This window comes from Halopseudomonas oceani (assembly GCF_963677335.1).
GTDB lineage: Bacteria > Pseudomonadota > Gammaproteobacteria > Pseudomonadales > Pseudomonadaceae > Halopseudomonas > Halopseudomonas oceani.
On sequence record NZ_OY781932.1, the window covers coordinates 79,782 to 105,574 of the forward strand.

The window sequence follows — 25,793 nt, forward strand, 5'->3', positions numbered from 1 at the left end:
GGTCATTTTCATTGCTGACCTCCGGCTTCGTTATAGCGGTAGGTCTTCGCGACAATATTCATTACCAGCAGATCCGGGTTACCCGCACTGACCGGCTTGATGTTGAAGTCCCCAAGGGTCACGATTCGCGGCAAACCCGCGACACCGCTGACGAAGGTAGCGAGGTCATGGTAACTGCCCCGGACCACGATATTGATTGGCAGCTCGACATAAAACTGCTTGGCCACCTCGGGACGCAAGGTAATCGACTCGAACTCCAGACCGCTGTTCAAGCCCATCTGGGTGATATCCTCCAGCAGCCCCGGCACTTCGCTGTCTTTAGGCAACTGCTTGAGCAACCCGCTGAATCGCTCTTCAATTTCAGCCAACTGCTCCTTGTAGGCTTCGAGGTTGGCCGCCCTGAAGGACTTGTCCTCAAACTCCTTGCGCAGCGTGACCTCTTGCGCCTGCACCCTTTCCAGGCCCGCTTTGAGGTCCTTGAGGTGAAATTGGTAACCCGCAGCCAACAGAGCGACAAAGACCACGATACAGACGATGACCTTGAGCGCGCCCGGCCACGAGCCGATATTGTTGAAGTCCAGGTCATTAAAATCGACCTTCTTCAAGCTCTCCATAGATTGAGCGAAACTCATTGCTGCTGCTCTCCCTCAGCGGCACCGGCTCTGGGCTCGGTTTGTTTTACGGTCAACTCAAACACGTTGGCCTGATCCAGAGCACCCGAGGTAACCGCCTTGACGGCAGTCAGGTTCGGAGCGGCCAGCCAGTCAGACGCATCCAGCTGACGCATCAGATTAGACACACGACTGTTGGACTCAGCCCCCCCCTTGATAGAGATGGAACTGCCCTTCATTCCAACGTCAGTGAAGTAGACTCCGTCGGGCAGCGTGCGCGCCAGCTCGTCAAAGACTCGAACAATGATTGGCCGCTTGCCCTGCAGATCCTGAATAATCTTCATCCGATCCAGCAACTGGGCACGACGAGCCTGAAGCTGCTCAATCTCCCTGATACGCCGCTCAAGCTGAGCAATTTCACTCTTGATGAAGGCGTTACGCGCGTTCTGATTTTCGATCTGCCCGTTGACGTACCGGTCTCCCAGAAACACCAGCGCACCGGCAAACAGAACCACCAGCGCCAAAATCGTCAGAAATTCCTTTTTTCTTTCTTCCCTTAGCTGCTCGCGCCAGGGCAACAGGTTAATGCGAGCCATCAGTCAAAACTCCTCATTGCCAGACCACACGCAATCATCAGGGCCGGCGCATCGTTGCTCAGGGCAACCGCGTCAACCTTGTTGGACAGGGTCATATTTGCAAAGGGGTTGGCAACCAGAGTGGTGGTACCAATTTTCTGCTGTACCAGCTGATCCAGCCCTGGAATCGAAGCGGTACCACCGGCCAGCAGTATGTAATCAACATCGTTGTACTGGCCACCCGCGAAAAAGAACTGAAGCGAGCGCGAAACTTGCTGAACCACCGCATCCTTGAAGGGGCCCAACACTTCGACTTCATAGTCGTCCGGCAGGCCGCCCTGCTTCTTGGCCAGCCCAGCTTCCTCCTGGGACAGGCCGTAACGGCGCTGGATCTCATCTGTCAGTTGCTTGCCGCCGAACAGCTGCTCGCGACTATAAATGGTGCGCCCACCGCTAAGCACGCTTAGCGTCATCATCGTGGCGCCGATATCGATCACCGCGATGGTCAGGCCATCATCGCCGCCATCCAACTGACCGATTACCAACTCACACGCCCTTTCCATCGAGTAGGCTTCAACTTCAACGATCTTGGCGGTCAGCCCGGCCAACGCCAGAGCCGCTTCGCGAATATCGACATTCTCACGACGACAGGCCGCTAGCAGCACTTCTTCTCTGGCAGGATTTCGGGGAGAGACACCCTGAACCTCGAAGTCAATTGCCACTTCATCGAGCGGGTAGGGAATGTACTGGTCGGCTTCGATCTTGATCTGTTCTTCCATCTCATCAGGATCAAGCCCGGCATCCATTTCGATCACCTTGGTGATGACCGCGGACCCGGCTACCGCAACGGCGCCCTGTCTGAGAGATGACTTTGATCGCGCGAGAACCTTTTCCAGCGCCTGTCCGACGCCTTCCAGTTCGACGATATTTTTCTCAACCACCGACCCGGCGGGGAGAGGTTCGACCGCATAGGCCTCGACCTTGTAGCGGCCACCGGAGCGGCTGAGTTCGAGCAGCTTCACGGTGGTGGAGCTGATGTCGATGCCCAGCAGCGTATTCGCTTTTTTCTTGAAGAGCCCTAGCACAGCCAATTTCCTATCAGCATCCGACACTTACGGACGGTTTATGTTTTCCTACATTAAATAACAGGACTTGTACAAGCGCAAATGGCTAAAACAAAAAAAATACGCTTATAATGCAGACTGTTATCCCGTTCTCGTTTAGCAATCCTGCTAACGTTCTAATTAATCAGGGAATTCCGCATCCCTTATGCGACTGCTGAAGTTTTTATTTTGGTCAGCCCTAGCGCTGGCATGCGCCCCAGCCATGGTTCTCAGCGGCGTTGCGCTCTATTTGAGCCCATCGCTTCCTGACGTCGAGTCCCTCCGTGACGTCGAACTGCAGACTCCGTTGCGGATATATAGCACAGATAACCGACTGATTGCAGAGTTCGGCGAAATGCGCCGGTTCCCAATCAATTACGAACAGATTCCGCCGGACTTCGTCCATGCACTGCTTGCCGCGGAAGATGACAACTTCCTGAATCACCACGGCGTTGACCCGATGGGGCTGTTGCGGGCTGCAGCAGAGCTGGTTCAGACCGGCCACATTCAGACCGGCGGCAGCACCATCACCATGCAGGTCGCAAAAAACTATTTCCTGTCCAGCAAACGCGTGTTCTCACGCAAGCTGAACGAAATCCTGCTCGCTCTTCAGATCGAACGCAACCTCAGTAAGCAGGAAATCTTCGAACTGTATGTGAACAAAATCTATCTCGGCAATCGCGCCTATGGCATTGAGGCCGCGGCCCAGGTCTATTACGGCAAGTCGATCAACGAGCTGCCGCTCGCGGACCTGGCAATGATCGCCGGCCTGCCCAAGGCCCCCTCACGCTACAATCCGATTGCCAACCCCGAACGCACCAAGGTACGTCGCGACTGGATTCTTGATCGCATGCTGACGCTTGGCTACATAGATGAAGCCAGCTATCGCGATGCTGTCGCCACCCCAATTACCGCACGCAACCACGGCGCCAACCCGGAGATGGAGGCGCCCTACATCGCTGAAATGGCGCGTCTGGAAATGGTCGAGCGCTACGGTAACGACGCCTACACTCAGGGGTTCAACGTCTACACAACTGTCGACAGCCGCTTGCAAGAAATGGCCAACAGCGCCTTGCGCGACGGCCTGCAGGAATACGATCGCCGTCATGGCTACCGGGGCCCGGAGTCACGCAACCCCGACATCACGCTGGAGCAGGGCCTGTCTCTGCTGAACGGCTACCGCAGCACTGGCGGGCTTGAGCCCGCCCTCGTCGCTGCAGTGAACGACGACAATGTCGAGATACGCCTGCGGCGCGAGCAGGCCGGCATCATTGCCTGGGACGATATGAGGTGGGCTCGCCCCTATCTTAGCGCGAACGGCATGGGACCGCGCCCAAGCAAGCCCTCGGATGTGCTCCAGCCAGGTGACATCATTCGCGTGACCCGCCTCGAAGGCGATAATTTCGGTCTGGCGCAGATACCAGAGGCACAGAGCGCGCTGGTCGTGCTTGGCCCGCATGACGGCGCAATCAAGGCATTGATTGGGGGTTTCTCGTTCCTGCAAAGCAATTACAACCGGGTTACCCAGGCACGCCGCCAGCCAGGCTCCAGCTTCAAGCCCTTCCTGTACTGCGCAGCGCTGGACAACGGCTACAACCCGGCCAGCATGGTCAACGACGCACCACTGATTTTCGTCGACGACTACCTTGATTCGATCTGGCGCCCGCAAAACTCGGGCGGTGACTTCCTCGGCCCAATCCGCCTGCGCGAAGCGTTGTACCGCTCACGCAACCTGGTATCTATCCGTCTGATGCAGGACCTAGGTGTCGATAAGGCGCTGAGCTATATCGAACGATTTGGCTTCAGCCGCCAGGAGCTACCCCGCAACCTGTCCGCTTCGCTCGGCACCCCCGAGCTGACACCGCTCCAGATTGCTCAGGGCTACACCGCTTTCGCCAACGGCGGCTATGCGGTCAAACCCTACCTGATCGAACGCATCGAAGACCGCTACGGCAAGCTGATCGACTACGCCCGGCCGGCGGTAACACCCGAGCTGACGGAAGAACAGACCGCGCGCCTGCAAGCCTACGCCGAGCGAATGGAGGCAGAGCAATCAGACGAGCCCTCTGCCGCAGAGCGTATCGTCGATGCGCGCACCATCTATCAGCTCGACAGCATGCTGCGGGATGTCGTGCGGCGTGGTACCGCCGTCCGCGCCCGCGCGCTGGGACGTAACGACCTGGCCGGAAAAACCGGCACCACCAACGACCAGAAGGACGCCTGGTTCTCCGGATTCAATCCGGACCTGGTAGCCACGGTCTGGGTGGGCTTCGACCAACCGGCCACCCTTGGTCGCCGCGAGTACGGTGGCACCGCTGCGCTGCCAATCTGGATGCGGTTCATGGGCCCGGCGCTGGAGGGGGTTCCTGAAAACTTACCCCGCATGCCGAGAGGCCTTGTCACCGCGCGCATAGACCCGACCACCGGCCGCAGCGCGCCGCCCGGTACCGACGGCGCTTTCATGGAAATCTTCAAGCAGGAAGAAGCGCCGCCGCCCTATAGCGAGCTGGAGATGGGTAGCTACAGCAATGGCGACGGCAGCGTCTCGCCACTCGAGTTGTTCTGAGCCAACGCATGGACCTGGCGCCGCAACCAGCGGTTGACCGGGTCATGCTCCATGCCCTTGTGCCAGTAAAGCGTCAGACCAATCTCCGGTAGCGGCAATGGCATGTCCAGCAGCCGATTACCCAGCGGTCTATTGATCAGCTCTGCGTGACGCCGCGACATGGTCAGCAGCAATGGCGTCTGCGCTACCACCAGACTCGCCGCCTGATAACTCTGGCACTGCTGCACCACATTGCGCATCAGGCCCAAATGCCCCAGCGCCAGATCCTCATAGGACAGCCCTCGCCGCCAGGACGCCACCGCAATGTGCTCGGCAGCCATGTAACTGTCGGCCGTCAGCTCGCCCTCAAACTGCGGCCCCGCCACCACACAGAGCGGCTCCTTGACCAGCTGCATCTGCCGCAGACTGGCATCGGCAGGCCGCGCGATCTGCACCGCCAGATCAATTCTTCCAGCCGCCAATTCCAGCTTCAGCTCAGACCAGCGCACACCCACGGTGCGTACCCGGCTGCGCGGCGCCAGTTCACGTAGCCGGGTCATCAGTGGCGGGATCAAAACTGGTTCAAGCTGTTCCGGCAGGCTAATAGTAAAGGTACGGGCATCCTCCTGCGGATCAAACTGCTGCAGATAGCCCAGGCTTTGCTGCAGTCGACTCAGACTGTCGATAATCCCGGGCGCCAGCCGCATTGCCGCGGCGGTCGGGGTTACGCCGCGGCCTTCGCGTACGAACAGCGGATCGGAAAAGTGCTCACGCAGCCGTGCCAGCGAGTGGCTGACCGCGGACTGGCTGACATGCAGCACCGCCGCCGCACGGGTCAGGTTACGCTCGCGGTAAACCACCTCAAATACCCGAAACAGATTGAGGTCAATCCGGGCCAATGATGGGGAATCATTCTTTTCACTCATCAACAAACACCTACACCATGGGCTATAGGCCCGAGGTTACGCGCTTGCAGCCAAACCATGAATAGCAATCATGGTTCTGAATGAATATTGATCGCTTCTTATCCGCCTCGACAGCTCCTAAGCTTGAGCGATAACAACAGCAAGAGGCACGGACATGCACGAGCAGGACTATCTCGACACCCTCAAGGCGATTCAGGCCAAGGTCTGGCCGGCAGGCAAACCGACCACAACGGTCTACCCGCAGGGCGAACGTCCGCTGACCGAATACCTCTCCCACTGGGCGCGCACCACACCGGACCGGGTTGCCGTGCATTTCTATGGCCACCAACTGACCTACGCGGAGCTGGATGACCTGAGCAACCGCTGCGCCGCCCTGCTGCAGGCCCAAGGTATTCGTCCCGGCGATCGAGTAGCGGTGTTCATGCCCAACTGCCCGCAGCTGCATATCGCTTTCTACGGCATCCTCAAGATGGGCGCGATCCACGCCCCGGTCAGCCCGATGGCCAAGGGCATGGAGCTGAGCTACCAGCTCGACGATTGTGGCGCCCGCGCCATCATCTGCTTCGACCAGCTGCTACCGGTGGTACGCGAGATTCGCGAGCAGACCGCGCTGGAGCAGGTGTTTTCCACCAGCCTGTCCGAACTCTGCCCGGCGCAGCCGCCGATCCCGGTACCGGACCTGCTACAGGCCCCCAAACTGCCGGTCACTGACAGCATCGACCTGATGTCCGCACTGGCCGCCACAGATCCCGCACCGCAGAACCTGCCCAGGCTGAGTCTGGACGACACCGCCGCGCTCAACTACACCGGCGGCACCACCGGCCTGCCGAAGGGCTGCATTCATACCCACGGTGACATGCTCTACACCTGTGCCAGCTTCATGCCCGCCGCTATGGGCTTCGACGAAGAGCGCATCGGCCTGAACTTCATGCCGGAGTTCTGGATCGCCGGCGAGAACTCCGGCCTGCTGTTTCCCGTGTTCGCCGGCACCACGCTGGTGTTGCTGGCCCGCTGGAACGCGCTGACCTTTATGAGCGCCGTGCAACACTATCGGGTTACCCAGACCGGTCTGCTGGTCGACAGCGCCTCCGAGGTGCTCGATCACCCGCAGGTCGGCGAGTTTGACTTCAGCTCGCTCGAGACCACCAGTTGCGTCTCCTTCATCAAGAAGCTGACCCCGGAATACCGCCGCCGCTGGCGTGAGCTGACCGGCTGCACCCTGTTCGAAACCAGCTTCGGCATGACCGAAACCCACACCTGCGACACCTTTACCGCCGGCCTGCAGAATGACGACTTCGATCTGAAATCCGAGCCCACCTTTGTCGGCCTGCCGGTGCCCGGTACCGAGTTCAAGGTCTGCGACTTCGAGACCGGTGCGCTGCTGCCGCTGGGTAGCGAAGGTGAGCTGTGTCTGCGCAGTCCGTCGCTGCTCAAGGGCTACTGGAACAAACCCGACGCCAGCGCCGAAGCACTGCGCGACGGCGGCTGGCTACATACCGGCGACAGCGGCGTGATCACCGAGCAGGGCTTTATCCGCTACCTCGGCCGGCGCAAGGAAATGCTCAAGGTCAACGGCATGAGTGTGTTTCCCAGCGAACTGGAAGCCATGCTCGGCCAGCACCCGGACATTCTCGCCTCAGCGGTCATCGGCAAGCCCGATCCGCAGCGCGGCCAAACGCCCCTTGCCTTCATCATCACCAAGCCCGGCAGCCACGCCGATGCCGAGTCGCTGCGCGACTGGTGCAAACAGGCAATGGCGATCTACAAGGTGCCGGAGATTCGGCTGGTCGATACACTGCCGATGACCGCGACCGGCAAGGTCAAAAAACAGGAACTACAGGACTGGATCAACTAACCCATGGCATTCAACCGCATTCTCATCGCCAACCGTGGCGAAATCGCCATTCGCCTCGCTCGCGCCATCGCTGACTGCGGCGCCGAGAGCGTCGCCATGTACGCCGAAGATGACGCCCAGTCGCTGCATGTACGCAGCGCCGATCAGGCCATCGCCTTGCGGGGCCAGGGCGTTGCCGCCTATCTGGACGCAGCCCAGCTGATCCGCATCGCCAAGGAGCAAAATTGCGATGCGATCCACCCCGGCTACGGTTTTCTCAGCGAGAACGCCGACTTCGCCCGCGCCTGTGAGCAGGCCGGTATCACCTTTATTGGCCCAGCCCCGGAAGTGCTCGATACCTTCGGCGACAAGGCCAGCGCGCGTCGACTGGCGCAGCAGCAGGGTGTGCCCCTGACCCAGGGCACCAACGAGCCGACCACGCTGGAGCAGGCCCGCGACTTTATGCAGTCGCTCGGCGACGGCGCAGCGGTGATGCTGAAAGCCTTGGCTGGCGGCGGCGGGCGCGGCATGCGCGCGGTGCACGACCTTGCCGAGCTGGACGACGCCTTCGCCCGCTGCAGCTCCGAGGCCACCGCCGCCTTTGGCCGTGGCGATCTGTATGTCGAACGGCTGATCCGCCGCGCCCGTCATATCGAAGTGCAGATCATTGGCGACGGAACTGAAGTTGCCCATGTCTGGGAGCGCGACTGCACGCTGCAACGCCGCAACCAGAAGCTGCTGGAAGTGGCCCCGGCGCCGAGCCTTGATCCGGCTGTGCGCGAGCAACTGCACGCCGCCGCCTGCACCCTGACCCGCGCGGTTGGCTACCGCGGCCTGTGTACCGTCGAGTTTCTGCTCGACGAGGAGCGCGGCGACTTCGTGTTTATGGAAGCCAACCCGCGCATTCAGGTTGAACATACGGTAACCGAGGCGGTGACCGGTCTGGATCTGGCGGTAACGCAGATTCAGCTCGCCGCCGGCAAGACGCTGGCGGAACTGGGCCTGACCCAGGCCGGCATCCCCGCCGCCCGCGGCTTTGCCGTGCAGCTGCGCATCAATCTGGAAAGCATGGCCGCCGACGGCAGCACCCGCCCGGCCGGTGGCACGCTCAGCGCCTATCAGCCGCCCAGTGGGCCGGGCATCCGCGTCGATGGCTACGGCTACGCCGGCTACACCACCAGCCCGCGCTACGACTCCCTGCTGGCCAAGCTGATCGTGCACGCGGGCGGTGACTATCCGAACACCCTGCGCCGCGCCTACCGTGCGCTGTGCGAATTCCGTCTGGAGGGCGCCGCCAGCAACCTGCATCTGCTGCAGAACCTGTTACAGCACCCGCAGGTGCAGAGCAACGACGTATCCACCGCCTTTATCGAAGCCGAAGCCGCCAGCCTGACCGCCGCCCACGCCAGCGCCCACCCGCACCGTTTCTTCCAAGGCAGCGCAAGTAGCGCAGCTACCAGCAGCGCGCAGACCGACGCTCCGGTCGGCACCGAGCCACTGAACGCGCCGGTACAGGGCGTGCTGGTCAGTCTGGATGTACAGGTTGGCGACAGCGTCGCCGTTGGCCAGCAGGTCGCGATCATGGAAGCCATGAAGATGGAATTCGTGGTCAAGGCACCCCAGAGCGGCATCGTCCGCGCACTGGCAGCCAATCCCGGCGACAGCCTGTTCGAGGGTAGCGCCCTGCTCTATCTGGAGCCCGCCGAAGTCGCAGGTAATGCCCAGCAGGACGAAGAGACCGTCGCCATCGACCATATCCGCGCCGACCTGCAGGAAGTGCTGGAGCGCCGCGCCGAGCTGACCGACGAGCGCCGCCCGGAGGCCGTCGCCAAGCGCCGCAAGACCGGCCAGCGCACCGCCCGCGAGAACCTCGCCGACCTGCTCGACGACGGCAGTTTTATCGAGTACGGCGGCTTTGCCCTCGCCGCCCAGCGCTCGCGCCGCACGCACGAAGAGCTGCTGAAGATGAGCCCGGCGGATGGCCTGATCAACGGCATCGGTACCATCAATGCCGACAAGTTCGGCGAACACGCCGCCCGCTGCATGGCGCTGTCCTACGACTACACGGTGTTCGCCGGCACCCAGGGCGTCACCAACCACAAGAAGACCGACCGCATGCTCGAGCTGGCCGAGCAGTGGAAGCTGCCGCTGGTGTTCTTCACCGAAGGCGGCGGCGGTCGCCCGGGCGACATCGACAAGGTTGGCGTGGCCGGACTGGACTGCACCACCTTCATGCGCATGGCGCGGCTGTCCGGCATGGTACCCACCGTCGGCATCGTTTCCGGCCGCTGCTTCGCCGGTAACGCCGCGCTGCTCGGCTGCTGCGACGTAATCATCGCCACCGAGAACGCCACCATCGGCATGGCCGGGCCGGCGATGATCGAGGGCGGCGGCCTCGGCCGCTTTACCCCGGAGCAGGTTGGCCCGACCAGCATGCACGGCCCGAACGGGGTGATCGACGTGCGGGTGCAGGACGAAGCCGAGGCCACCGCGGTGGCCAAGCAGTACCTGTCCTACTTCCAGGGCGATCTGACGGACTGGGAAGCGGCGGACCAGCGCGAGCTGCGCCACCTGATTCCGGAAAACCGCCTGCGCGTGTACGACATCCGCAAGGTGATCGAGACACTGGCCGACCGAGATTCTGTGCTGGAGCTGCGCCGCGAGTTTGCGCCGGGGCTGATCACCGCGCTGATTCGTATCGAGGGCCGCGCCTTCGGCCTGATCGCCAACAACCCGATGCATCTGGGCGGCGCCATTGATGCCGTCTCTGGTGACAAGGCGGCGCGCTTCATGCAGCTGTGTCAGGCCCACGGCCTGCCCATGGTCTCGCTGTGCGACACCCCCGGCTTTATGGTCGGCCCGGATGCCGAGCAGCAGGGCACCGTGCGCCACGTCTCGCGCATGTTCGTCACCGCCGCCAGCCTGAGCATCCCGTTCTTCACCGTGGTGCTGCGCAAGGGCTACGGCCTGGGCGCGCAGGCAATGGCCGCGGGCAGCTTCCACGCACCGATGTTCACCATCGGCTGGCCGAGCAGCGAGTTTGGTGCGATGGGCCTGGAAGGCGCGGTGCGCCTCGGCTACTCGAAGGAGCTGGCCGCCATCGAGGACGAGGGCGAACGTCAGGCGACCTTCGAGAAACTGGTCGCCGAGCTGTACCAGCGCGGCAAGGGCATCAGCATGGCCAGTTTCCTTGAGATCGACGCCGTGATCGACCCGCTGGAAACCCGCGACTGGCTGATGCGTGGCCTGCACTCGGCCCCGGACGAAGCGCTGAAGAAGGGCACCCGTCCGTTCGTTGATACCTGGTAACTAGGGACTGTTGCTGTTTCGTTCGCCTGCCTGCCGGAGGCTATTTTCCGGCCGGCAAGGCGGAGGGAGTGCAGTGTGGTCATGCCACATAAGCGCCCGACGACGCAGCATGGCCGAAAAATGGCCCCGGCCCTCTAGCCAATCAGCAGGTGGCGAGCCTCCGGGACCGCCACCTGCTGGTGGCTGACAATCACGATAATGCCCTGCTCGCGCCGACGCAGCAGGGATGCCAGCACTCGCTCGCGGGTCTCGGCATCCAGCCCGGCAAAGGGTTCATCCAGCAGCAGCAAAGGTCGCTTGGTCAGTAGCAGACGGGCCGAGGCGATACGCCGCGCCTGCCCACCGGATACCTTGGCACCAAACTCGCCCAGCGTGGTGTTCAGGCCATGCTTGCGCCCGCGCACCCAATCAGCCAGCGCGACATCATCCAACACCTGCCAGAGGGCCTCGTCACTGGCCTTGGGATCAGCCAAGCGCAGATTCTGCGCCAGTGTCATGTCGAAGATATCCAGCTGCTGCGGCAGGTAGCCGATAAGCTCACGCAGATTCCAATGCTCAAAGCCCTGCCCGTTAATCAACCGTTCACCAGTGAACGCCAGCGGCTCACCCGCCAGCACCTGCAGCAGGGTGCTCTTGCCGCCGCCGGACGGCCCCTCGATCAGCAGCACGTCGCCCTGTTGCAGGGCGATGGACACGTTTTCCGGGCCGTTCAGCGCGCCGGGCATTCTGGCGCTAAGGCCAGACAGCACCAGGCTAAGTGACTGCTCAGGCAACGCGGTTGCGGTGCCGGCAAGGTCGGTCTCGGCGGCGGTCAGCTGATTCAACCGATCTCGCGCCGCCTGGCTGAAGCCCAGCGAAATAAAACTCGCCGCCAGCGGCAGCAGGGCTTCGGCCAGCCCCATTACCGACAGCAGCGCGGCCAGCAGCCAGGGCACCGACAACGCCCCCTGCTGCAACAGCGCATGGCCCTGCCAGAGCACCGCGAGCAACGCCAGCGCCAGGCCCAGTTGCTGCCCCAGCGCCGTCAAACTGACCAATTTCTGCTGTCGCAGGCGCTGCTGCAGCCAGGCATCATCCTGCTGCAGAAACGCCGCCTGCTGATCGTCCCAGCGCTGCCACAGCAGCAAGGAGGTCAGCAGCTGCAGACGGTCGAGCAGAAACTCGCGGCGCTGTTCGGCCAGTTCGGCATCACGGCGGGCCAGGCGGGCAGCCAGTCGGCCACCGAGCATCGGCACCACCAGCCAGGCCAGCAGCAGCCCCGGCAGCGCGGCAACCGCCAGCGAGGTGTCGAGCAGAGCCAACCAACCAAGCACCAGCAGCGTCAGCACCGATGCCCAGAACCAGGGGGCAACAAAGCGTAGCGGGAAAAAATCGAGCAGATCGATATCGGCTACCAGCCGGTGCATGGCAATCGCCGAGCGCGCCGCCGGTGTGAGCCGGCGCTGCCCTGCAACTCGGGCGAACAGGCGCGCACGCAGATCCTTGAGCAGGGCCAGTGCGGCGTTGTGTGAAGCCAGCCGTTCGGCGTAACGCCCTGCGGTACGAGCAATGGCGAAGAAGCGGATGATGGCTGCCGGGCGGAAGTAATCGAAGCCGTAGGCCGCTACCGTGGCCAGCCCGGCCAGCGCCGCCGCGCTGATAAACCAGCCGGAGGTGGCCAACAGGCCAATTGCTGACAACAGCGTCACCGCGCCGAGAAACAGCGCCAAATTCCACTGCCCGAGGCGACTGCGCAGCAGAGTCCGCAGACGAATGGGTTGCTCAGACATCGGCAGCCTCCCGGCGTTGCTCAGGCTGGCCGAGCGTCACCACCCGGTCAGCCCAGTCCAGTCCCTGCAAATCGTGGCTGACCAGCAGCAGTGTGCGCCCCTGACTCAGGCGCTCCAGTAGCGCATGGATCAACTCGGCGGTATCCGCATCCAGATGGGCCGTCGGCTCATCCAGCAGCCAGACCGGGGTATCGCGCAGCAGCAACCGCGCCAGCGCCAGCCGGCTCAGCTGCCCGCCCGACAGCCCCAGCCCGCGCTCGCCCAGCTCGGTCTCCAGCCCCTTCGGCAGTTGGCGAATCAACGGCCAGAGAGCGACCTGCTCCAGCACTGCGATCAGCTCTGCGTCAGTGGCCGTGGGCGCGGCAAGGCGCAAGTTATCGGCAATGCTGCCGTGCAGTATCGGTACCTGCTGGGCCAGATAACCAACGTGCCTCAGCCAGTCGGGTCGCGACAGATCCAGCAGCGAGTGACCATTGACCAGCAACTCACCCTGCCAAGGCACAAACCCCAACAGCGCCTCCAGCAGGCTAGACTTGCCGCTGCCACTGGCGCCCTGCAAAACCACCCTCTCGGCGGGCCGCAAGCTCAGCTCAAGTGGGGCCAAGCGCCCCTCAATTGCCAGTTGATGACAGTCGATACGCGGCGCGGCGCTGAGCGTCACCGGCTCACGCCCCGGATGCGCCCACACCTGTTGATTGAGCAGCGGCAGCAGCTCGGTCATCGCGCCTTCGGCTTCCGCCTTGGCGTGGTAATCCGCGCCGAGTTGACGCAACGGCGCATAAAACTCCGGCGCCAGCAGCAGAATGAACAACGCGCCCAGATAGGGAACCGGAATCTCACCCTTGGCCCAGGGCAAAATGCCGAGCAGCCCAAGACCCAGGTAAAGTGCCACCAGCGCGATCGCCAGCGAGGAAAACAACTCTAGGACAGCGCCTGAGAGAAATGCCATGCGCAGCACCCGCATGGTGCCGGCACGATAGTGCTCGGCGGCGGTTTCCACTTCCGCCTCGGCCGCAGGCAGTGCGCCCAGATGGCGCAGCGTCCAGCTGCCACGCAGCAGATCGCTGAAGCGCCCGCTCATCCGCGCGAGCGCGACGAACTGGCGCTGACTGGCAGATGCCGCGGCCTTGCCCAGCAAAATCATGAACACCGGAACAAGCGGTGCCGTCAGCAGCAACAGCACCGCCGCCAAGGGGCTAAATACAGCGGTGCAGATGACCAACAACACGGGGACCAACAACACCAGCTGGCGCTGCACCCGGTAGCGGCTGATATAGCCATCCAGCGCTTCAACCTGCTCCAACAAGCGGCTGCCGAGCTCTGCGTCAGCGCCCAGTTGCGCCCGCGCAGGCCCCAGCGCCGCCAGACGCTGCAACAATGTGCGGCGCAGCTCGCCGCGGGCGCGCAGGCTGGCCAATTGACTGGCCTGCTCGCGGCCGTACTGCAGCAGCGGACGCACAATCAGGCAGAGCGCCAGCCAGGGCAGCAACGCGGCCAGCAACTGCGCCTGCGTCTCGCCCAACCCACCTTGTTGCCAGGCTACCAGCCAGCCGGAAAACAGCCGGGCCAGCAGCCAGCACTGCCAGACAAAAAGCCCCGCCGCCGCCAACGCGAACAGCAGGGCCAGATTGAGTAGGGAAGCCTGCGGTGCCAGCAGCTGGGTCAACCAGCCGCTGGCGGTACGCGGATCAATCTCAGTCGACTTGATCTTCTTCACCTACGTAGCCATTGAGTTCCAGCCACATCGCGTTGACGATGCCAAACGCAGAGGCCAGCAGTACGCCGAGAATCCAGGTGAAATACCACATAGTATTGTCCTTCCCTTCAGTACAGGCTGTGAGTGTTGTCGCGAATATGCTGCTCGTTCAAACGGCCGCGCATCACGAAGTAGCCCCAAGCGGTGTAGCCAAGAATCAGCGGAACAAACACACAGGCCACCCAGAACATGATGAACAGCGTGCTTTCACTGGCGGTTGCGTCCCACATAGTCAGACTGTGGTTAGGCATGCTTGAGGACGGCATGACGAAGGGGAACATGCTGATGCCGGTAGTGACCAGCACCATCGCCATCGCCAGCCCGGAGCTGACAAACGCCATGGCGTGCGCCCGCGCCTTGCTGAACAGCGCACAGAGCACGAAGCAGATCACGCCAAGCGCCGGTACGGCCCAGAGCAGCGGCACCTTGCCATAGTTGGTGAACCAGGCACCAGAAGCCACTTCCACTGTCTTCTCAATGGTGCGGTTACCGCCATTGGTGTCGATCACGCTGGTGACGATGTAACCATCAACACCCAGCCACAGCCAGATCCCGGCCATGACGAACACCACCGCACAGGCCAGTGCCATCAGTGACGAGATCGCCTCAGCGCGGGCCTTGATCTGCCCTTCGGTCTTGAGCTGCAGGTAGGTCGCACCGTGGTTGACGATCATCAGCAGACTCAGCACGCCGGCCAGCAGCGCAAACGGGTTGAGCAGTGCCCAGAAGCTGCCGGTGTATTTCAACCGAAGCAAATCATCAAAGTGAAACGGTACGCCTTGCAGCAGGTTGCCAAACGCCACACCAAAGATCAGTGCAGGAACGGCTGAACCGGCGGTCAGAGCCCAGTCCCAGCGGCTGCGCCATTGCTCGTTATCAATCTTGGAGCGGTATTCAAACGCCAGCGGGCGCAGGAACAACGCAAACAAGGTCAACATCATGGCGATATAAAAGCCACTGAATGAGGCGGCGTAGACCGTTGGCCAGGCTGCGAACAACGCGCCACCAGCGGTAACAAGCCAGACCTGGTTACCGTCCCAGTGCGGCGCAATCGAGTTGATCATCACCCGGCGCTCGTCGTTGTTCTTGCCGATAACCTTCAGCAGCGCAGCAACACCCATGTCAAAACCATCGGTTACCACAAAGCCAATCAGCAGAACCCCGATCAGCAGCCACCAGATAAACCGTAATGCTTCATAATCCATGATCAGGCCTCCTGTGCTTCGGCAGTTTCCAGGTCATAGCGACCGGTGTGCAGGCTCGACGGCCCCTTGCGCGCGTACTTGGTCATCAGCCAGATCTCGATGATCACGAAGATGCTGTAGAGCACGGCGATCGAAATCAGGGTAAACAGCACATCGCCGGGACTCAGTTGCGACACAGCCAGGTGGGTCGGCAGGATCTCACCGATGGCCCACGGCTGACGGCCGTACTCGGCGACGAACCAGCCCATTTCACTCGCGATCCACGGCAGCGGCAGGCTGAACACGGCAAACTTGAGCAGCCACTTCGGCTTGTCGACAGTGCGGCGTGCGCTGTGCCAGAAGGCGCAGGCAAACAGCAGCAGCATCAGGAAGCCGCAGGCAACCATGACCCGGAAGCTCCAGAACAGCGGCCAGACCTTCGGCACGGTCGCCTCAACCGCGTTGGCGATTTCTTCCGGAGTTGCGTTCAGTACATCATCGGTGTAGCCGCTCAGCAGCAGACCGAAGCCGAGATCAACACGCACCTCGTTGAAGCGATCAACCGTGGCAGAGGACTTGTCGCCAGCGCGAATGCGCTGCATCAGGTCGTAAGCTTCCTGCCCGCGGATAATGCGCTGCAGGTTCTCTTCTTTGATCTGCTGCAGACCCTTGACCTCTTCGTCCAGCGAGCGGGTCGCGATCAGGCCGAGTACCGCCGGAATTTTCAGCGCATAGTCGGTGCGCTGCGTTTGCTCGTTGGGAATGCCGAACAGCGTAAAGGAGGCAGGCGGAACCTGGGTTTCCCACTCGGCCTCAACGGCCGCCAGCTTGACCTGCTGTACCTCGCCAACTTCGTAACCGGACTCGTCGCCCAGCACGATGACCGACAGCGCGCTAGCCAACCCGAAAGCTGAGGCAATGGCAAAGCTGCGGCGGGCAAAGGCCAGATCGCGGCCCTTGAGCAGGTAGTAACTGGAAATCGCCAACATGAAAATGGAGCCAGTCACATAGCCTGCAGAAACGGTGTGGACGAACTTAACCTGGGCGACCGGGTTGAGCAGTACCTCAGCGAAGTCGGTCAACTCCATGCGCATGGTCTCGATATTGAACTCCGAGCCCACCGGATGCTGCATCCAGCCGTTGGCAACCAAAATCCACAGCGCCGACAAGTTGGTCCCCAGGGCCATCAGCCAAGTCACCGCCAAGTGCTTGACCTTGCTCATGCGCTCCCAGCCAAAGAAGAACAGACCGAACAGAGTGGACTCGAGGAAGAAGGCCATCAGGGCCTCGATCGCCAGCGGCGCACCGAAGATATCCCCGACGTAATGCGAGTAGTAGGACCAGTTGGTACCAAACTGGAACTCCATCGCAAGGCCAGTGGTAACCCCCAGCGCGAAGTTGATACCGAACAACTTGCCCCAGAACTGGGTCATGTCGCGGTAAATGGTTTTGCCGGTCATCACATAGACCGACTCCATGATCGCCAGCAGGAAAGCCATACCTAGCGTCAGGGGGACAAACAAGAAGTGAATCATCGCCGTCAAGGCGAACTGCATTCGGGAGAGCTCTACGATATCCATCTGCGTACTCCGCTCGGAGAAGTCATCATCAGGTCAATTCGGCACTGCAGACAGGCCCGGTTACCCAAGACTGCCGCTACAGTGTGCCGCAATCATCGCTCCTGCGGCGATTGGGCGAATTGACGCACAGCAAGCAGAACGCAGATTAGTCCAGAAAACTGCGTCCGGCCGACGGTTTGCCTACCACATCATCCAGATGGATACCGCCAGCGGCAACAACAACGCCGTTGCCGTACCCATCAGACTCATCGCCAGTGCCGCAAAGGCCCCGGCCTCTTCGCCCTGCTCCAGCGCTCGCGAGGTGCCGACTGCATGCGCGGTAAGGCCCATCGCCATGCCCCAAGCCGCCGGGTGATCTACCCCGCAAACGCGCAGCAACATCGGCCCGAAGATAGCCCCCAACACGCCGGTGAACATCACGAACACTGCCGCCAGCGCGGCAACACCGCCAATCTGCTCGGCTACCAGCATCGCGATTGGCGAGGTTACCGACTTGGGCGCCAGCGTCATCATGATCATATTCTCGGCACCCAGCGCCCAGGCCAGCAGGATCGTCAGCACGGTCGCAACCGTGCCCCCTACCAGCAGGCAAGTCAGCACTGGCACCAGATAGCTGCGAATACGTCTGAGGTTCATGTATAGGGGCACAGCCAACGCAACAGTCGCCGGACCCAGTAACACCAGCAGCGGCTGCACTGCGTCGCGGTAGTGCGGGTAGTCCTCACCGGCCAGCCAGATGGCCAGCACCAGAACCGGAGTCGATACCAGCACCGGATGAAACACCGCCAGCCGGGTACGCTGGTACAGCGCCAGCCCGAACTGATAAGCCGCCAGCGTCGCGCCTACCCAAAACAACGGATGGGCAACAATCGCCTGCCAGGCATCGGACAGTGTGCCGCTCATTGACCCTTCCTCCGATCCTGCCGCTCAATCATTTTTTGCATCAGCCAGCCACAGAACGGCAGACTGACGGCCAGTGACACGCCAAGCGTCACCAAGATTGCGGTAGCGTCAGCCATGATCTGGGTACCATAAGCCATGACGCCCACAGCCGGTGGCACCAGAATCAGCGGCAGATAGGTCAGCAGCCCGCTGGCGGCCAGGCTGATCGACTCACTCACACCGCCGCGCACGCTCAAATACACCACCATCAGCAGCATGCCGATGATCGGCCCAGGGAGAAACGGCAACAGCAGGACATTGAGTCCAGTGCCCAGCAACTGGAAGAACACCAGCCAGGTCATTCCGCGTAAGAGCATTGATTTGAATCCAGCAGGATAGAGACCCTGAAAGGGTAAACACTCGGCCTCCCAGTGCCTAGTGCCAGACAACCAAAAACGCATCTTTCGGGCAAATACCGACCTAGGTCAATGGACAATCGACAAAGCACTGATAAGGTAGCCCCCCGTTACGTATACCCGAATCAGGTGTTGTACCGAGTTCATGCCAATCCCGTTGCGCCACCTGTGGCTGTTCTCCAGCCGCGACTCCAGCCACAGAATCGGCCTGCGCCGGGCCGTTCTGCTGCTTGGCGCAATGTGCCTGGCACTGGTCGCGGTGGCATGGCTGCCGCCCATCCAATGGCTGCACGATCCGGCCAGTTATCTGCCTCTGCACATGCTATTGGAAACACTGGCCATCATCGCTGCATCGCTAGTGTTTGCCATCAGTTGGGCCTGCTACCGGCGTCTCAAGACCGACACCCTGCTGAGCCTGGCCTGCGGCTTTGCCGGGGTCGCACTGCTCGATTTCAGCCATATGCTGTCGTTTCAAGGCATGCCCGTCTTTATCACCCCGGCGGACCCGGAAAAGGCCATCAACTTCTGGCTGGCGGCACGCGGCATGGCCGCCGGAACCATGCTCTGGGTTGCACTGCGACCATGGAAAGCGTCCGGTCATAGCTTCGAACGCTGGGCGATCCTCGGCCTCAGCCTGTTTGCGGTGACGATGGTATACCTCATGGTGTTCAGGCATCCGTACCTGCTGCCACGCACCTTTGTCGGTGGGCAGGGGCTGACCGCCTACAAAGTCAGCCTCGAATACCTGCTGATTGCCGTTCACCTGTTCACCGCCTGCTGCTTCTGGCGCAGCATGCGCAAGCCGCAGCCGTTCAACGTCACCGCGCTATTCTGCGCCTCGCTGGCGATGGCGCTGGGCGAACTCTGTTTTACCCTGTATACCAGCGTCACCGATCAGTTCAACCTGCTGGGCCATGTGTTCAAGGTGATTGCCTACTGGTTGTTGTACAAGGGCATCTTTGTCGAAGCCATCGAGCAGCCGTATGACCAGCTGATTCGCTCTCGTGCTCAGCTTCAGGCCACCTTTGATGCCATTCCTGACATGCTGTTCGAACTGGATGAGCGAGAGCGCATCATCAATTGTCATGCCTCGGCCGACGCCAGACTGAAGGTCGACCCAAAACAGATGATTGGTAAGTCAATGCCAGAGTTGTTGAGCGGCGACCTGCTGCAGCAATGCAGGCAAACCATGCGCAACGCCAGCAAGCGCGGCTATGCACAGAGCCAGCCTTTTATCCTCGAGCGGCCCGGACAAGCGCTGTGGCTGCAGTTATCCGTATCTGCCCGCAAGCTCGGCGGCTGCCCCAACGGGCATGTGTTGCTGGTGCGCGACGTCAGCCTGCTAAAACAGCAGGAAGAGCGCATCCTTCACCTGGCACACTTCGACTCCCTGACCGGACTGCCCAACCAGACCCTATTCCGACAGCGGGTAACGCTGGCACTCGGCCAGGCGCGACGCCACCAGCAATCGGTGGCGTTGTTGTTGATCGACCTTGATCATTTCAAGCACATCAACGACACCCTGGGACATCGCGCTGGCGACCAACTGCTCTGCGCCGTCGCCGAGCGACTGCGGCCGCATCTGCGCACCGAAGACATCCTGTCGCGCCTGGGGGGCGACGAGTTTATCCTCGCCCTGCCTGATATCGAAGCGCAGGGCGCGATGCACGCCGCGCAGCGTCTGCTCGGCGATCTGCTCAAGCCGTTGCATTTTGGCAACCACGTCACCACCACCAGCGCCTCAATCGGCATCGCCTTGTACCCCAACGACAGCGATAACCTGGAAAGCCTGGTGCAGCATGCCGACGCGGCCATGTATCTGGCCAAACAGCGCGGGCGCAACAATGTGCAGTTCTATACCGCCGACCTGCAGGCACGTATGTCGCGTCTGATGGAGCTGGAAAACGCGCTGCGCACCGCGATTGAACGCAGTGAACTCTGCCTTTACTACCAGCCCCAGTGGGCACTGGTGGGGCAACGCCTGACTGGCTTTGAGGTGCTGCTACGCTGGCAGCATCCGACTCTGGGCAGCATCTCTCCGGCGGAATTCATACCCGTTGCCGAGAGCAGCGGTCAGATCGCCCAGATTGGCCATTGGGTACTCAAGCAGGGCCTGGCTCAACTGGCGCGGTGGCGCCATAAGGGTCTCGACACCCTCCTCGCGATCAATCTGTCCGCGGTACAATTCCGCAGTACCGACCTTGCCGAACAAATTGCTGAGCTACTGGAAAGCTACCAGATTCCCCCTGAGTGTCTGGAACTTGAGCTGACCGAAGGCACGGCCATGGAAGACCCGGCGCAGGCGCGCCTGCAGTTGAGCAGCCTGCGTCAGCTCGGCGTGCGGCTGGCAATTGACGACTTTGGCACCGGATTTTCTTCTCTGGCACAGCTGCGCCACTTCCCGGTCGACACCCTGAAGATCGACCGCAGTTTCGTGCAAGACATCGACCACGACCAGGGCAGCGCCGACATGGTCCGCAGCATCATTCAGATGGCACACAACCTCGGCATCAGCACCCTGGCCGAAGGGGTGGAAACTGCCAGGCAGCTCCAGTTGCTGCAACAGCTGGAGTGCGAGGCAATCCAAGGCTTTCTTTGGGGGCAGCCGCTGGACTGCGCCAGCGCCGAAACCCTGCTGGCGAGCCAAAATTCGGCTGCCATCCTGCCCTGACGCGGCGCCCCACAGCGCGGCAAAATGTAGCAAAGGCCGCGTCAGCCGCTGCTTCCAGCCGCATTTTGCTATACCATGCGCGCCGGATTAGCGGTCAGGTCGGCCATCAGGTCAGCTGACCCCCAGCTTTACACCCATAATGCCAATACGAAATGGAGCAACATCCATGAACAGCCTGACCCGCGCCGCACTGGGTAGCACCCTGATGCTGGCCAGCAGCCTTGCACACGCCTATCCCCTGCTGTGGCAGAACAACAGCATTACCTACCTGTACGGCACCGACTTCCAGGTCGACCCGGACACCCAGCAGACCGTGACGTTTGAGCACGCCAGCGGCTGGACCAAGGGTGACCTGTTCGCCTTCTTCGACAGTATCCACTACAACGGCGGCACCAACAGCGAAGATCAGAACAGCAGCTACTACGGTGAAATCTCCCCGCGCCTGTCGCTGGGCAAGATCACCGGCCAGAGCTTTGCCTTCGGCCCAATCACCGACGTCCTGCTGGCCGGCACCTACGAATTCGGCCGCAACGACGTTAAAAACTACCTGCTCGGCCCGGCCGTCGACTTGAACATCCCCGGCTTCGACTACTTCCAGCTGAACACCTACTACCGCCATGCCGATACCGACGAAGGCGGCCGCGGTATCTGGCAGATCACTCCGGTCTGGGCCTACACCGTACCGGTGGGCAACTCCGACATCCTGATCGACGGCTTTATCGACTGGGTTGTTGACAACGACGGCGACAACTACCACGCCAACCTGCACATCAACCCGCAGATCAAATACGATCTGGGCAAGGCGCTGGGCTGGTCCGAGAAACAGCTGTATACCGGCATCGAATACGACTACTGGAAGCACAAGTACGGCATCTCGAACGGTACCTTCGGTCTGGACACCAACCAGAGCGCCACCAACCTGATCGTCAAAGTTCACTTCTGATCAGGGCATAAAAAAACCGCAGCCAAGGCTGCGGTTTTTTTATGCCTGTGGCACCCGGGAGGGTCGAGCTCCCGCTCGACCAGCAGCCACCGTGCAATACCTTGGCCGAGTTGAAACTCGGCCCTCCCCCTCAGTAACCCCGCAGCGCCGCAAAGCGGTTGGCGTGGTAGCGGTAGTCACCAAACAACGCCTGCACACTGCGCGCGCGCTTCATAAACAGACCGATATCAAACTCGTCGGTCATGCCCATACCGCCATGCATCTGCACCGCTTCGTTGGTCGCCAGTTCAGCCACTTCGCAGGCCTTGGCCTTGGCCAGACTGACCCACTGCGCCGCCTCGGCATCACCCGCATCCAGCGCCATCTGCGCCTTCAACACCGCCGACTTGACCAGTTCCAGCTCACTGAACAGATGCGCGCAGCGGTGCTGCAGGGCCTGGAAGGTGCTCAGCGCAACCCCAAACTGCTTACGCTCCTGCAGGTAGGCAACGGTGCGCTCGAACACCTCCAGCGAAATGCCCAGCAGCTCACCAGCCAGCTGCGCATTAACCACATCCAGCGTCAGTTCTAGCGCAGCCCAGGCGTTGCCCGCCTCACCCAGCAGATCACCGGCTGCGACCTTGACGTCCTCAAAGCTGACAATCGCCGCATTGCGGCTGTCTGCCATGATGGTGCGCTCGACACTCACGCCGGGGGCGTTACGGTCCACCAGCAGCAGGCTGATACCGGCGTGATCGGTTTCGGTGCCCTCGCTGCGGGCGGAGACGATCAGCTTGTCGGCGACGTGGCCATCCACCACAAAGGTCTTGCGGCCATTGAGCAGATACCCGCCATCGGCCACCTGCAACCGGGTTGCCACCCGATTCGGCGCGTGACGCGGCGCTTCGTCAACGGCCAGCGCCAGCAACAGGCCGCCCTCGGCAACCTGCGGCAGCAGCGCCTGCTGCTGTTCGCTGGAACCGGCCAGCAGCAGCGCAGCCACACCGCCAATGGCGGTCGAGATCAAGGGTGAGGCGCTGAGGTTGCGGCCGGCCTGTTCGCTGACCTGGCCCATACCGACGTAGCCGAACTGGGCACCGCCCAGCGCTTCCGGGATCAGGGTGCCGACAAAACCCATCTCGACCATGCTCTGCAACAGTTCGCGGGAGAAGCCGGTTTCGTCGCGGTTGTCGCGCAGCGCTCGCAGTTGGCTGACCGGTGCACTTTCACTCATGAAACGCTTGGCCGCGTCCTTGAGCATCTGTTGTTCTTCGTTAAGTACCAAAGCTGACATGACAGTGTCCCCTTACTGAAGGCCGAGAATGTTGCGGGCGATGACGTTGAGCTGCACCTCGGTGGTACCGCCCTCGATCGAGTTGCCCTTGGAGCGCAGCCAGGTGCGAGGAATGACACCTTCGCGTGACGCCTCTCCTTCCCAGACCATGGCATCGCTGCCATGCAGGGCGACCATCAGTTCCTGCCGCCGCTTGTTCAGCTCGGTACCGTAATACTTGAGCATGGCCGAGGCCGCGCCGACGCCCTGCCCAGCCTTGGCTTCATCCAGCACCCGCTCGGCGGTCAGTGCAAAGGCAGCCGCGTCCAGATCCCATGTCGCCAGCTCACCGCGCAGCATGCCATCGGCCAACTTGCCGTCTTCCAGCCCAACGGCATCCACCGCGATCTGCGGCAGGGTCTTCTGACCAGCCGCGGTGCGGCCCATGCCACCGATCATTTCCCGCTCGTGGGTCAGCAGGTACTTGGCGATGGTCCAGCCGGCGTTAATTTCGCCGACCACCTGATTTTTCTCTACCCGGACGTTGTCCAGGAAGGTTTCGCAGAACGGCGAGCTGCCGGAAATCAGCTTGATCGGGCGGGTGCTCACGCCGGGGGTGGTCATGTCGAACAGCACCAGACTGATGCCCAGCTGCTTCTTGGCATCGGGGTTGGTACGCACCAGACAGAACATCCAGTCAGCCTTGTCGGCGTAGGAGGTCCAGATCTTCTGGCCATTGACGATAAAGTGGTCGCCGTGGTCTTCGGCACGGGTCTGCAGGCCGGCGAGGTCGGAGCCGGCACCCGGCTCGCTGTAGCCCTGACACCAGCGGATTTCACCGCGGACAATCGGCGGCAGATGTTGACGCTTGAGCTCTTCGGAGCCGAATTTGAGAATCGCCGGGCCGATCATCCATATCCCGAAACTGGACAGCGGCGGACGGGCGTTGATGCGCGCCATTTCTTCGCGCAGCACCTTATGCTCCTGCTGGCTGAGGCCACCGCCACCATACTCGGTCGGCCACTCGGGCGCGGTCCAGCCGCGCGCCGCCATGCGCTCGAGCCAGAGTTTCTGATCTTCACTGGCGAACGTGAACTTACGCCCACCCCAGCAGGCATCGTTGTCCGAGCGTTGCGGTGTGCGCATGCTCTGCGGGCAGTTCTCTTCCAGCCAGGCGCGGGTTTGCTGGCGAAATACGTCCAGATCGGCCACGGGCATTCTCCTTTGTTGTGATTTATCTGCAGGAAACGCTGAATCGGTCAGCCCACAAAGATACTCCGGCCGGCGCCGCACGGAAGCGGCTCTTGACTGACCGAATAGTCACCCATCATTCAGGCTGATGCGTCAGACCCGGGCGCTACGGCAAAACTGCCGTGGAGTCATTCCCTTCCAGCGCCGAAACGCATGGACAAAGTTGGAGACCTCGCCGTAACCCAGTCGCTGCGCCACCTCCTCGAGCGACAACCCCGGTACCCGCAGCAGCTCTTCTGCCAATGCCTCACGGGTTTCCTCCTGTAGCTGCCGAAAGCTGGTCCGCTCGCCATCAAGACGGCGACGCAAGGTGCGCTCAGTCAGATGCAGCCGGGCAGCGACCGTGGGCATGTCCGGCAGGGTTGCACCACCGTCCAGCAACAATTCCCGCACCCGCCCGGCCAGGCCATCACGCGCCCGGTAGCGCTGCAATAGTTGATGGCACTGCTGCTCGCAGGCCTGCCGAATCGCCGGATTGTCGCCAGGCAAACCACGGGCCAGCAGCGCCGGGTCGAGTTCAAGCATGGTTTCGGCAGCATCGAACTGCGGGGTGCAACCATAGGCTTCAGTGTAGGCATTCAACTGAGCATCCGGCGGCGCAGGCAGGGTCAGCCGAACTGATTTGAAGGGCTGCCTCAGCCCGGTCAGTTCACGCTGAATTCGCGCGGTTGCGGCGCTGTCACGCAGCAACAGAAAGCGCCGCAGAGACGGCTCAATCCAGCGGTCATCGATGACCAGCCAACGACCGCTGGCGTCCTCACGGGCATGGATACGGCAAAAGGCGAAGGTCAGGTCGAGATAGCGCAGCCCCATCTCCAGCGCCTCGCCCAGCGAAGCACTGCTAAGCAGCGCATAACCCCAGATGCCGTACCGGCTGAGCTGGTAACGACGCCCGGCCAGCAGGCCGAGCAGCGGCTGACCAGGCAGGCCAGCGAGCAGGTTGCTGACCACCTGCAGCTCCTGCGCCGCCTCGACCTGGGCCTGACCATCGGCCAGCGCCATCACATCCAGCCCGGTGCCCTGCAGGCACTGCGGAACGGTGAGGGCCAGCTCGGTGCCGAGCTGGGTCAGCAACTGAACGCTGCCGATGTTGCGCAGGCGCGGCCAGGGAGGAGCAGTAGCAGTCATGACGTGTCCGAAACTCACAATTTTTTGACCGACTATGCCATACCCCCAGTGATAGACA

Annotated in this window: 19 protein-coding genes; 5 read left to right on the top strand and 14 right to left on the bottom strand. The window is 61.8% G+C overall.

Annotated features, from left to right (window positions below; genetic code table 11):
• Positions 1 to 8: 8 nt before the first annotated feature.
• The 3 genes from ACKPCU_RS00345 to ACKPCU_RS00355 are packed head-to-tail and all read right to left on the bottom strand — an operon-like array spanning position 9 to position 2,271.
• Entirely contained in the window at positions 9 to 632 is a 624-nt protein-coding gene (locus tag ACKPCU_RS00345) for a type IV pilus inner membrane component PilO (RefSeq protein WP_321349096.1), read from the bottom strand.
• Positions 629 to 1,207 (bottom strand): PilN domain-containing protein, encoded by a 579-nt coding sequence (locus ACKPCU_RS00350; RefSeq protein ID WP_321349097.1) that lies wholly within the window; start codon positions 1,205 to 1,207, stop codon positions 629 to 631. Before ACKPCU_RS00350 ends, ACKPCU_RS00345 begins: the two co-directional genes overlap by 4 nt.
• Complete coding sequence (locus tag ACKPCU_RS00355; RefSeq protein WP_104738104.1) at positions 1,207 to 2,271, bottom strand: pilus assembly protein PilM; 1,065 nt, start codon at positions 2,269 to 2,271, stop codon at positions 1,207 to 1,209. Before ACKPCU_RS00355 ends, ACKPCU_RS00350 begins: the two co-directional genes overlap by 1 nt.
• Before the next feature lie 184 nt (positions 2,272 to 2,455).
• On the opposite strand from ACKPCU_RS00355, the gene ACKPCU_RS00360 reads away from it, so the two are divergent.
• A complete protein-coding gene (locus ACKPCU_RS00360; protein WP_321349098.1) occupies positions 2,456 to 4,855 on the top strand; it encodes a penicillin-binding protein 1A in 2,400 nt (799 codons plus the stop codon).
• Here ACKPCU_RS00360 and ACKPCU_RS00365 read toward each other — a convergent pair.
• A complete protein-coding gene (locus ACKPCU_RS00365) occupies positions 4,810 to 5,760 on the bottom strand; it encodes a LysR family transcriptional regulator (RefSeq protein WP_104738102.1) in 951 nt (316 codons plus the stop codon). The genes ACKPCU_RS00360 and ACKPCU_RS00365 overlap by 46 nt on opposite strands.
• Positions 5,761 to 5,914: 154 nt before the next feature.
• Between ACKPCU_RS00365 and ACKPCU_RS00370 the strand changes: the two genes are divergently transcribed.
• The gene (locus tag ACKPCU_RS00370) at positions 5,915 to 7,615 is read left to right on the top strand and encodes an AMP-binding protein (RefSeq protein ID WP_321349099.1); all 1,701 of its coding nucleotides are present in this window, start codon (positions 5,915 to 5,917) and stop codon (positions 7,613 to 7,615) included.
• 3 nt (positions 7,616 to 7,618) lie between these two features.
• Positions 7,619 to 10,903: an acetyl-CoA carboxylase family protein gene (locus ACKPCU_RS00375; RefSeq protein ID WP_321349100.1), complete on the top strand. Its 3,285-nt coding sequence runs from the start codon at positions 7,619 to 7,621 to the stop codon at positions 10,901 to 10,903.
• Between the two features lie 134 nt (positions 10,904 to 11,037).
• Here ACKPCU_RS00375 and cydC read toward each other — a convergent pair whose 3' ends face one another.
• From cydC to ACKPCU_RS00410, 7 genes are all read right to left on the bottom strand, one after another.
• Positions 11,038 to 12,672 (bottom strand): thiol reductant ABC exporter subunit CydC, encoded by a 1,635-nt coding sequence (gene cydC / locus ACKPCU_RS00380; RefSeq protein ID WP_321349101.1) that lies wholly within the window; start codon positions 12,670 to 12,672, stop codon positions 11,038 to 11,040.
• Positions 12,665 to 14,389 (bottom strand): thiol reductant ABC exporter subunit CydD, encoded by a 1,725-nt coding sequence (gene cydD / locus ACKPCU_RS00385; protein WP_321349102.1) that lies wholly within the window; start codon positions 14,387 to 14,389, stop codon positions 12,665 to 12,667. Before cydD ends, cydC begins: the two co-directional genes overlap by 8 nt.
• Entirely contained in the window at positions 14,367 to 14,480 is a 114-nt protein-coding gene (gene cydX / locus ACKPCU_RS00390; protein WP_096004427.1) for a cytochrome bd-I oxidase subunit CydX, read from the bottom strand. Before cydX ends, cydD begins: the two co-directional genes overlap by 23 nt.
• Before the next feature lie 16 nt (positions 14,481 to 14,496).
• A complete protein-coding gene (gene cydB / locus ACKPCU_RS00395; protein WP_321351905.1) occupies positions 14,497 to 15,636 on the bottom strand; it encodes a cytochrome d ubiquinol oxidase subunit II in 1,140 nt (379 codons plus the stop codon).
• Positions 15,636 to 17,192: a cytochrome ubiquinol oxidase subunit I gene (locus ACKPCU_RS00400; RefSeq protein WP_321349103.1), complete on the bottom strand. Its 1,557-nt coding sequence runs from the start codon at positions 17,190 to 17,192 to the stop codon at positions 15,636 to 15,638. The genes cydB and ACKPCU_RS00400 overlap by 1 nt, the downstream gene beginning before the upstream one ends.
• 180 nt (positions 17,193 to 17,372) lie before the next feature.
• Positions 17,373 to 18,095 (bottom strand): LrgB family protein, encoded by a 723-nt coding sequence (locus ACKPCU_RS00405; RefSeq protein ID WP_104738098.1) that lies wholly within the window; start codon positions 18,093 to 18,095, stop codon positions 17,373 to 17,375.
• Complete coding sequence (locus ACKPCU_RS00410; RefSeq protein ID WP_321349104.1) at positions 18,092 to 18,451, bottom strand: CidA/LrgA family protein; 360 nt, start codon at positions 18,449 to 18,451, stop codon at positions 18,092 to 18,094. Before ACKPCU_RS00410 ends, ACKPCU_RS00405 begins: the two co-directional genes overlap by 4 nt.
• Before the next feature lie 184 nt (positions 18,452 to 18,635).
• On the opposite strand from ACKPCU_RS00410, the gene ACKPCU_RS00415 reads away from it, so the two are divergent.
• Both ACKPCU_RS00415 and ACKPCU_RS00420 read left to right on the top strand, forming a co-directional pair.
• On the top strand, positions 18,636 to 21,161 hold the full coding sequence (locus tag ACKPCU_RS00415; protein ID WP_321349105.1) for a bifunctional diguanylate cyclase/phosphodiesterase: 2,526 nt from the start codon (positions 18,636 to 18,638) through the stop codon (positions 21,159 to 21,161).
• Positions 21,162 to 21,327: 166 nt separating this feature from the next.
• On the top strand, positions 21,328 to 22,104 hold the full coding sequence (locus tag ACKPCU_RS00420) for an outer membrane protein OmpK (protein WP_407651780.1): 777 nt from the start codon (positions 21,328 to 21,330) through the stop codon (positions 22,102 to 22,104).
• Positions 22,105 to 22,234: 130 nt separating this feature from the next.
• Here the strand turns inward: ACKPCU_RS00420 and ACKPCU_RS00425 are convergent, their stop codons facing one another.
• The 3 genes from ACKPCU_RS00425 to ACKPCU_RS00435 all read right to left on the bottom strand — a co-directional run bounded on the left by ACKPCU_RS00425 (position 22,235) and on the right by ACKPCU_RS00435 (position 25,735).
• The gene (locus ACKPCU_RS00425) at positions 22,235 to 23,377 is read right to left on the bottom strand and encodes an acyl-CoA dehydrogenase family protein (protein ID WP_321349106.1); all 1,143 of its coding nucleotides are present in this window, start codon (positions 23,375 to 23,377) and stop codon (positions 22,235 to 22,237) included.
• 12 nt (positions 23,378 to 23,389) lie between these two features.
• The gene (locus ACKPCU_RS00430; protein ID WP_118131362.1) at positions 23,390 to 24,568 is read right to left on the bottom strand and encodes an acyl-CoA dehydrogenase family protein; all 1,179 of its coding nucleotides are present in this window, start codon (positions 24,566 to 24,568) and stop codon (positions 23,390 to 23,392) included.
• A gap of 132 nt (positions 24,569 to 24,700) precedes the next feature.
• On the bottom strand, positions 24,701 to 25,735 hold the full coding sequence (locus tag ACKPCU_RS00435) for an AraC family transcriptional regulator (protein ID WP_321349107.1): 1,035 nt from the start codon (positions 25,733 to 25,735) through the stop codon (positions 24,701 to 24,703).
• Positions 25,736 to 25,793: the final 58 nt, after the last annotated feature.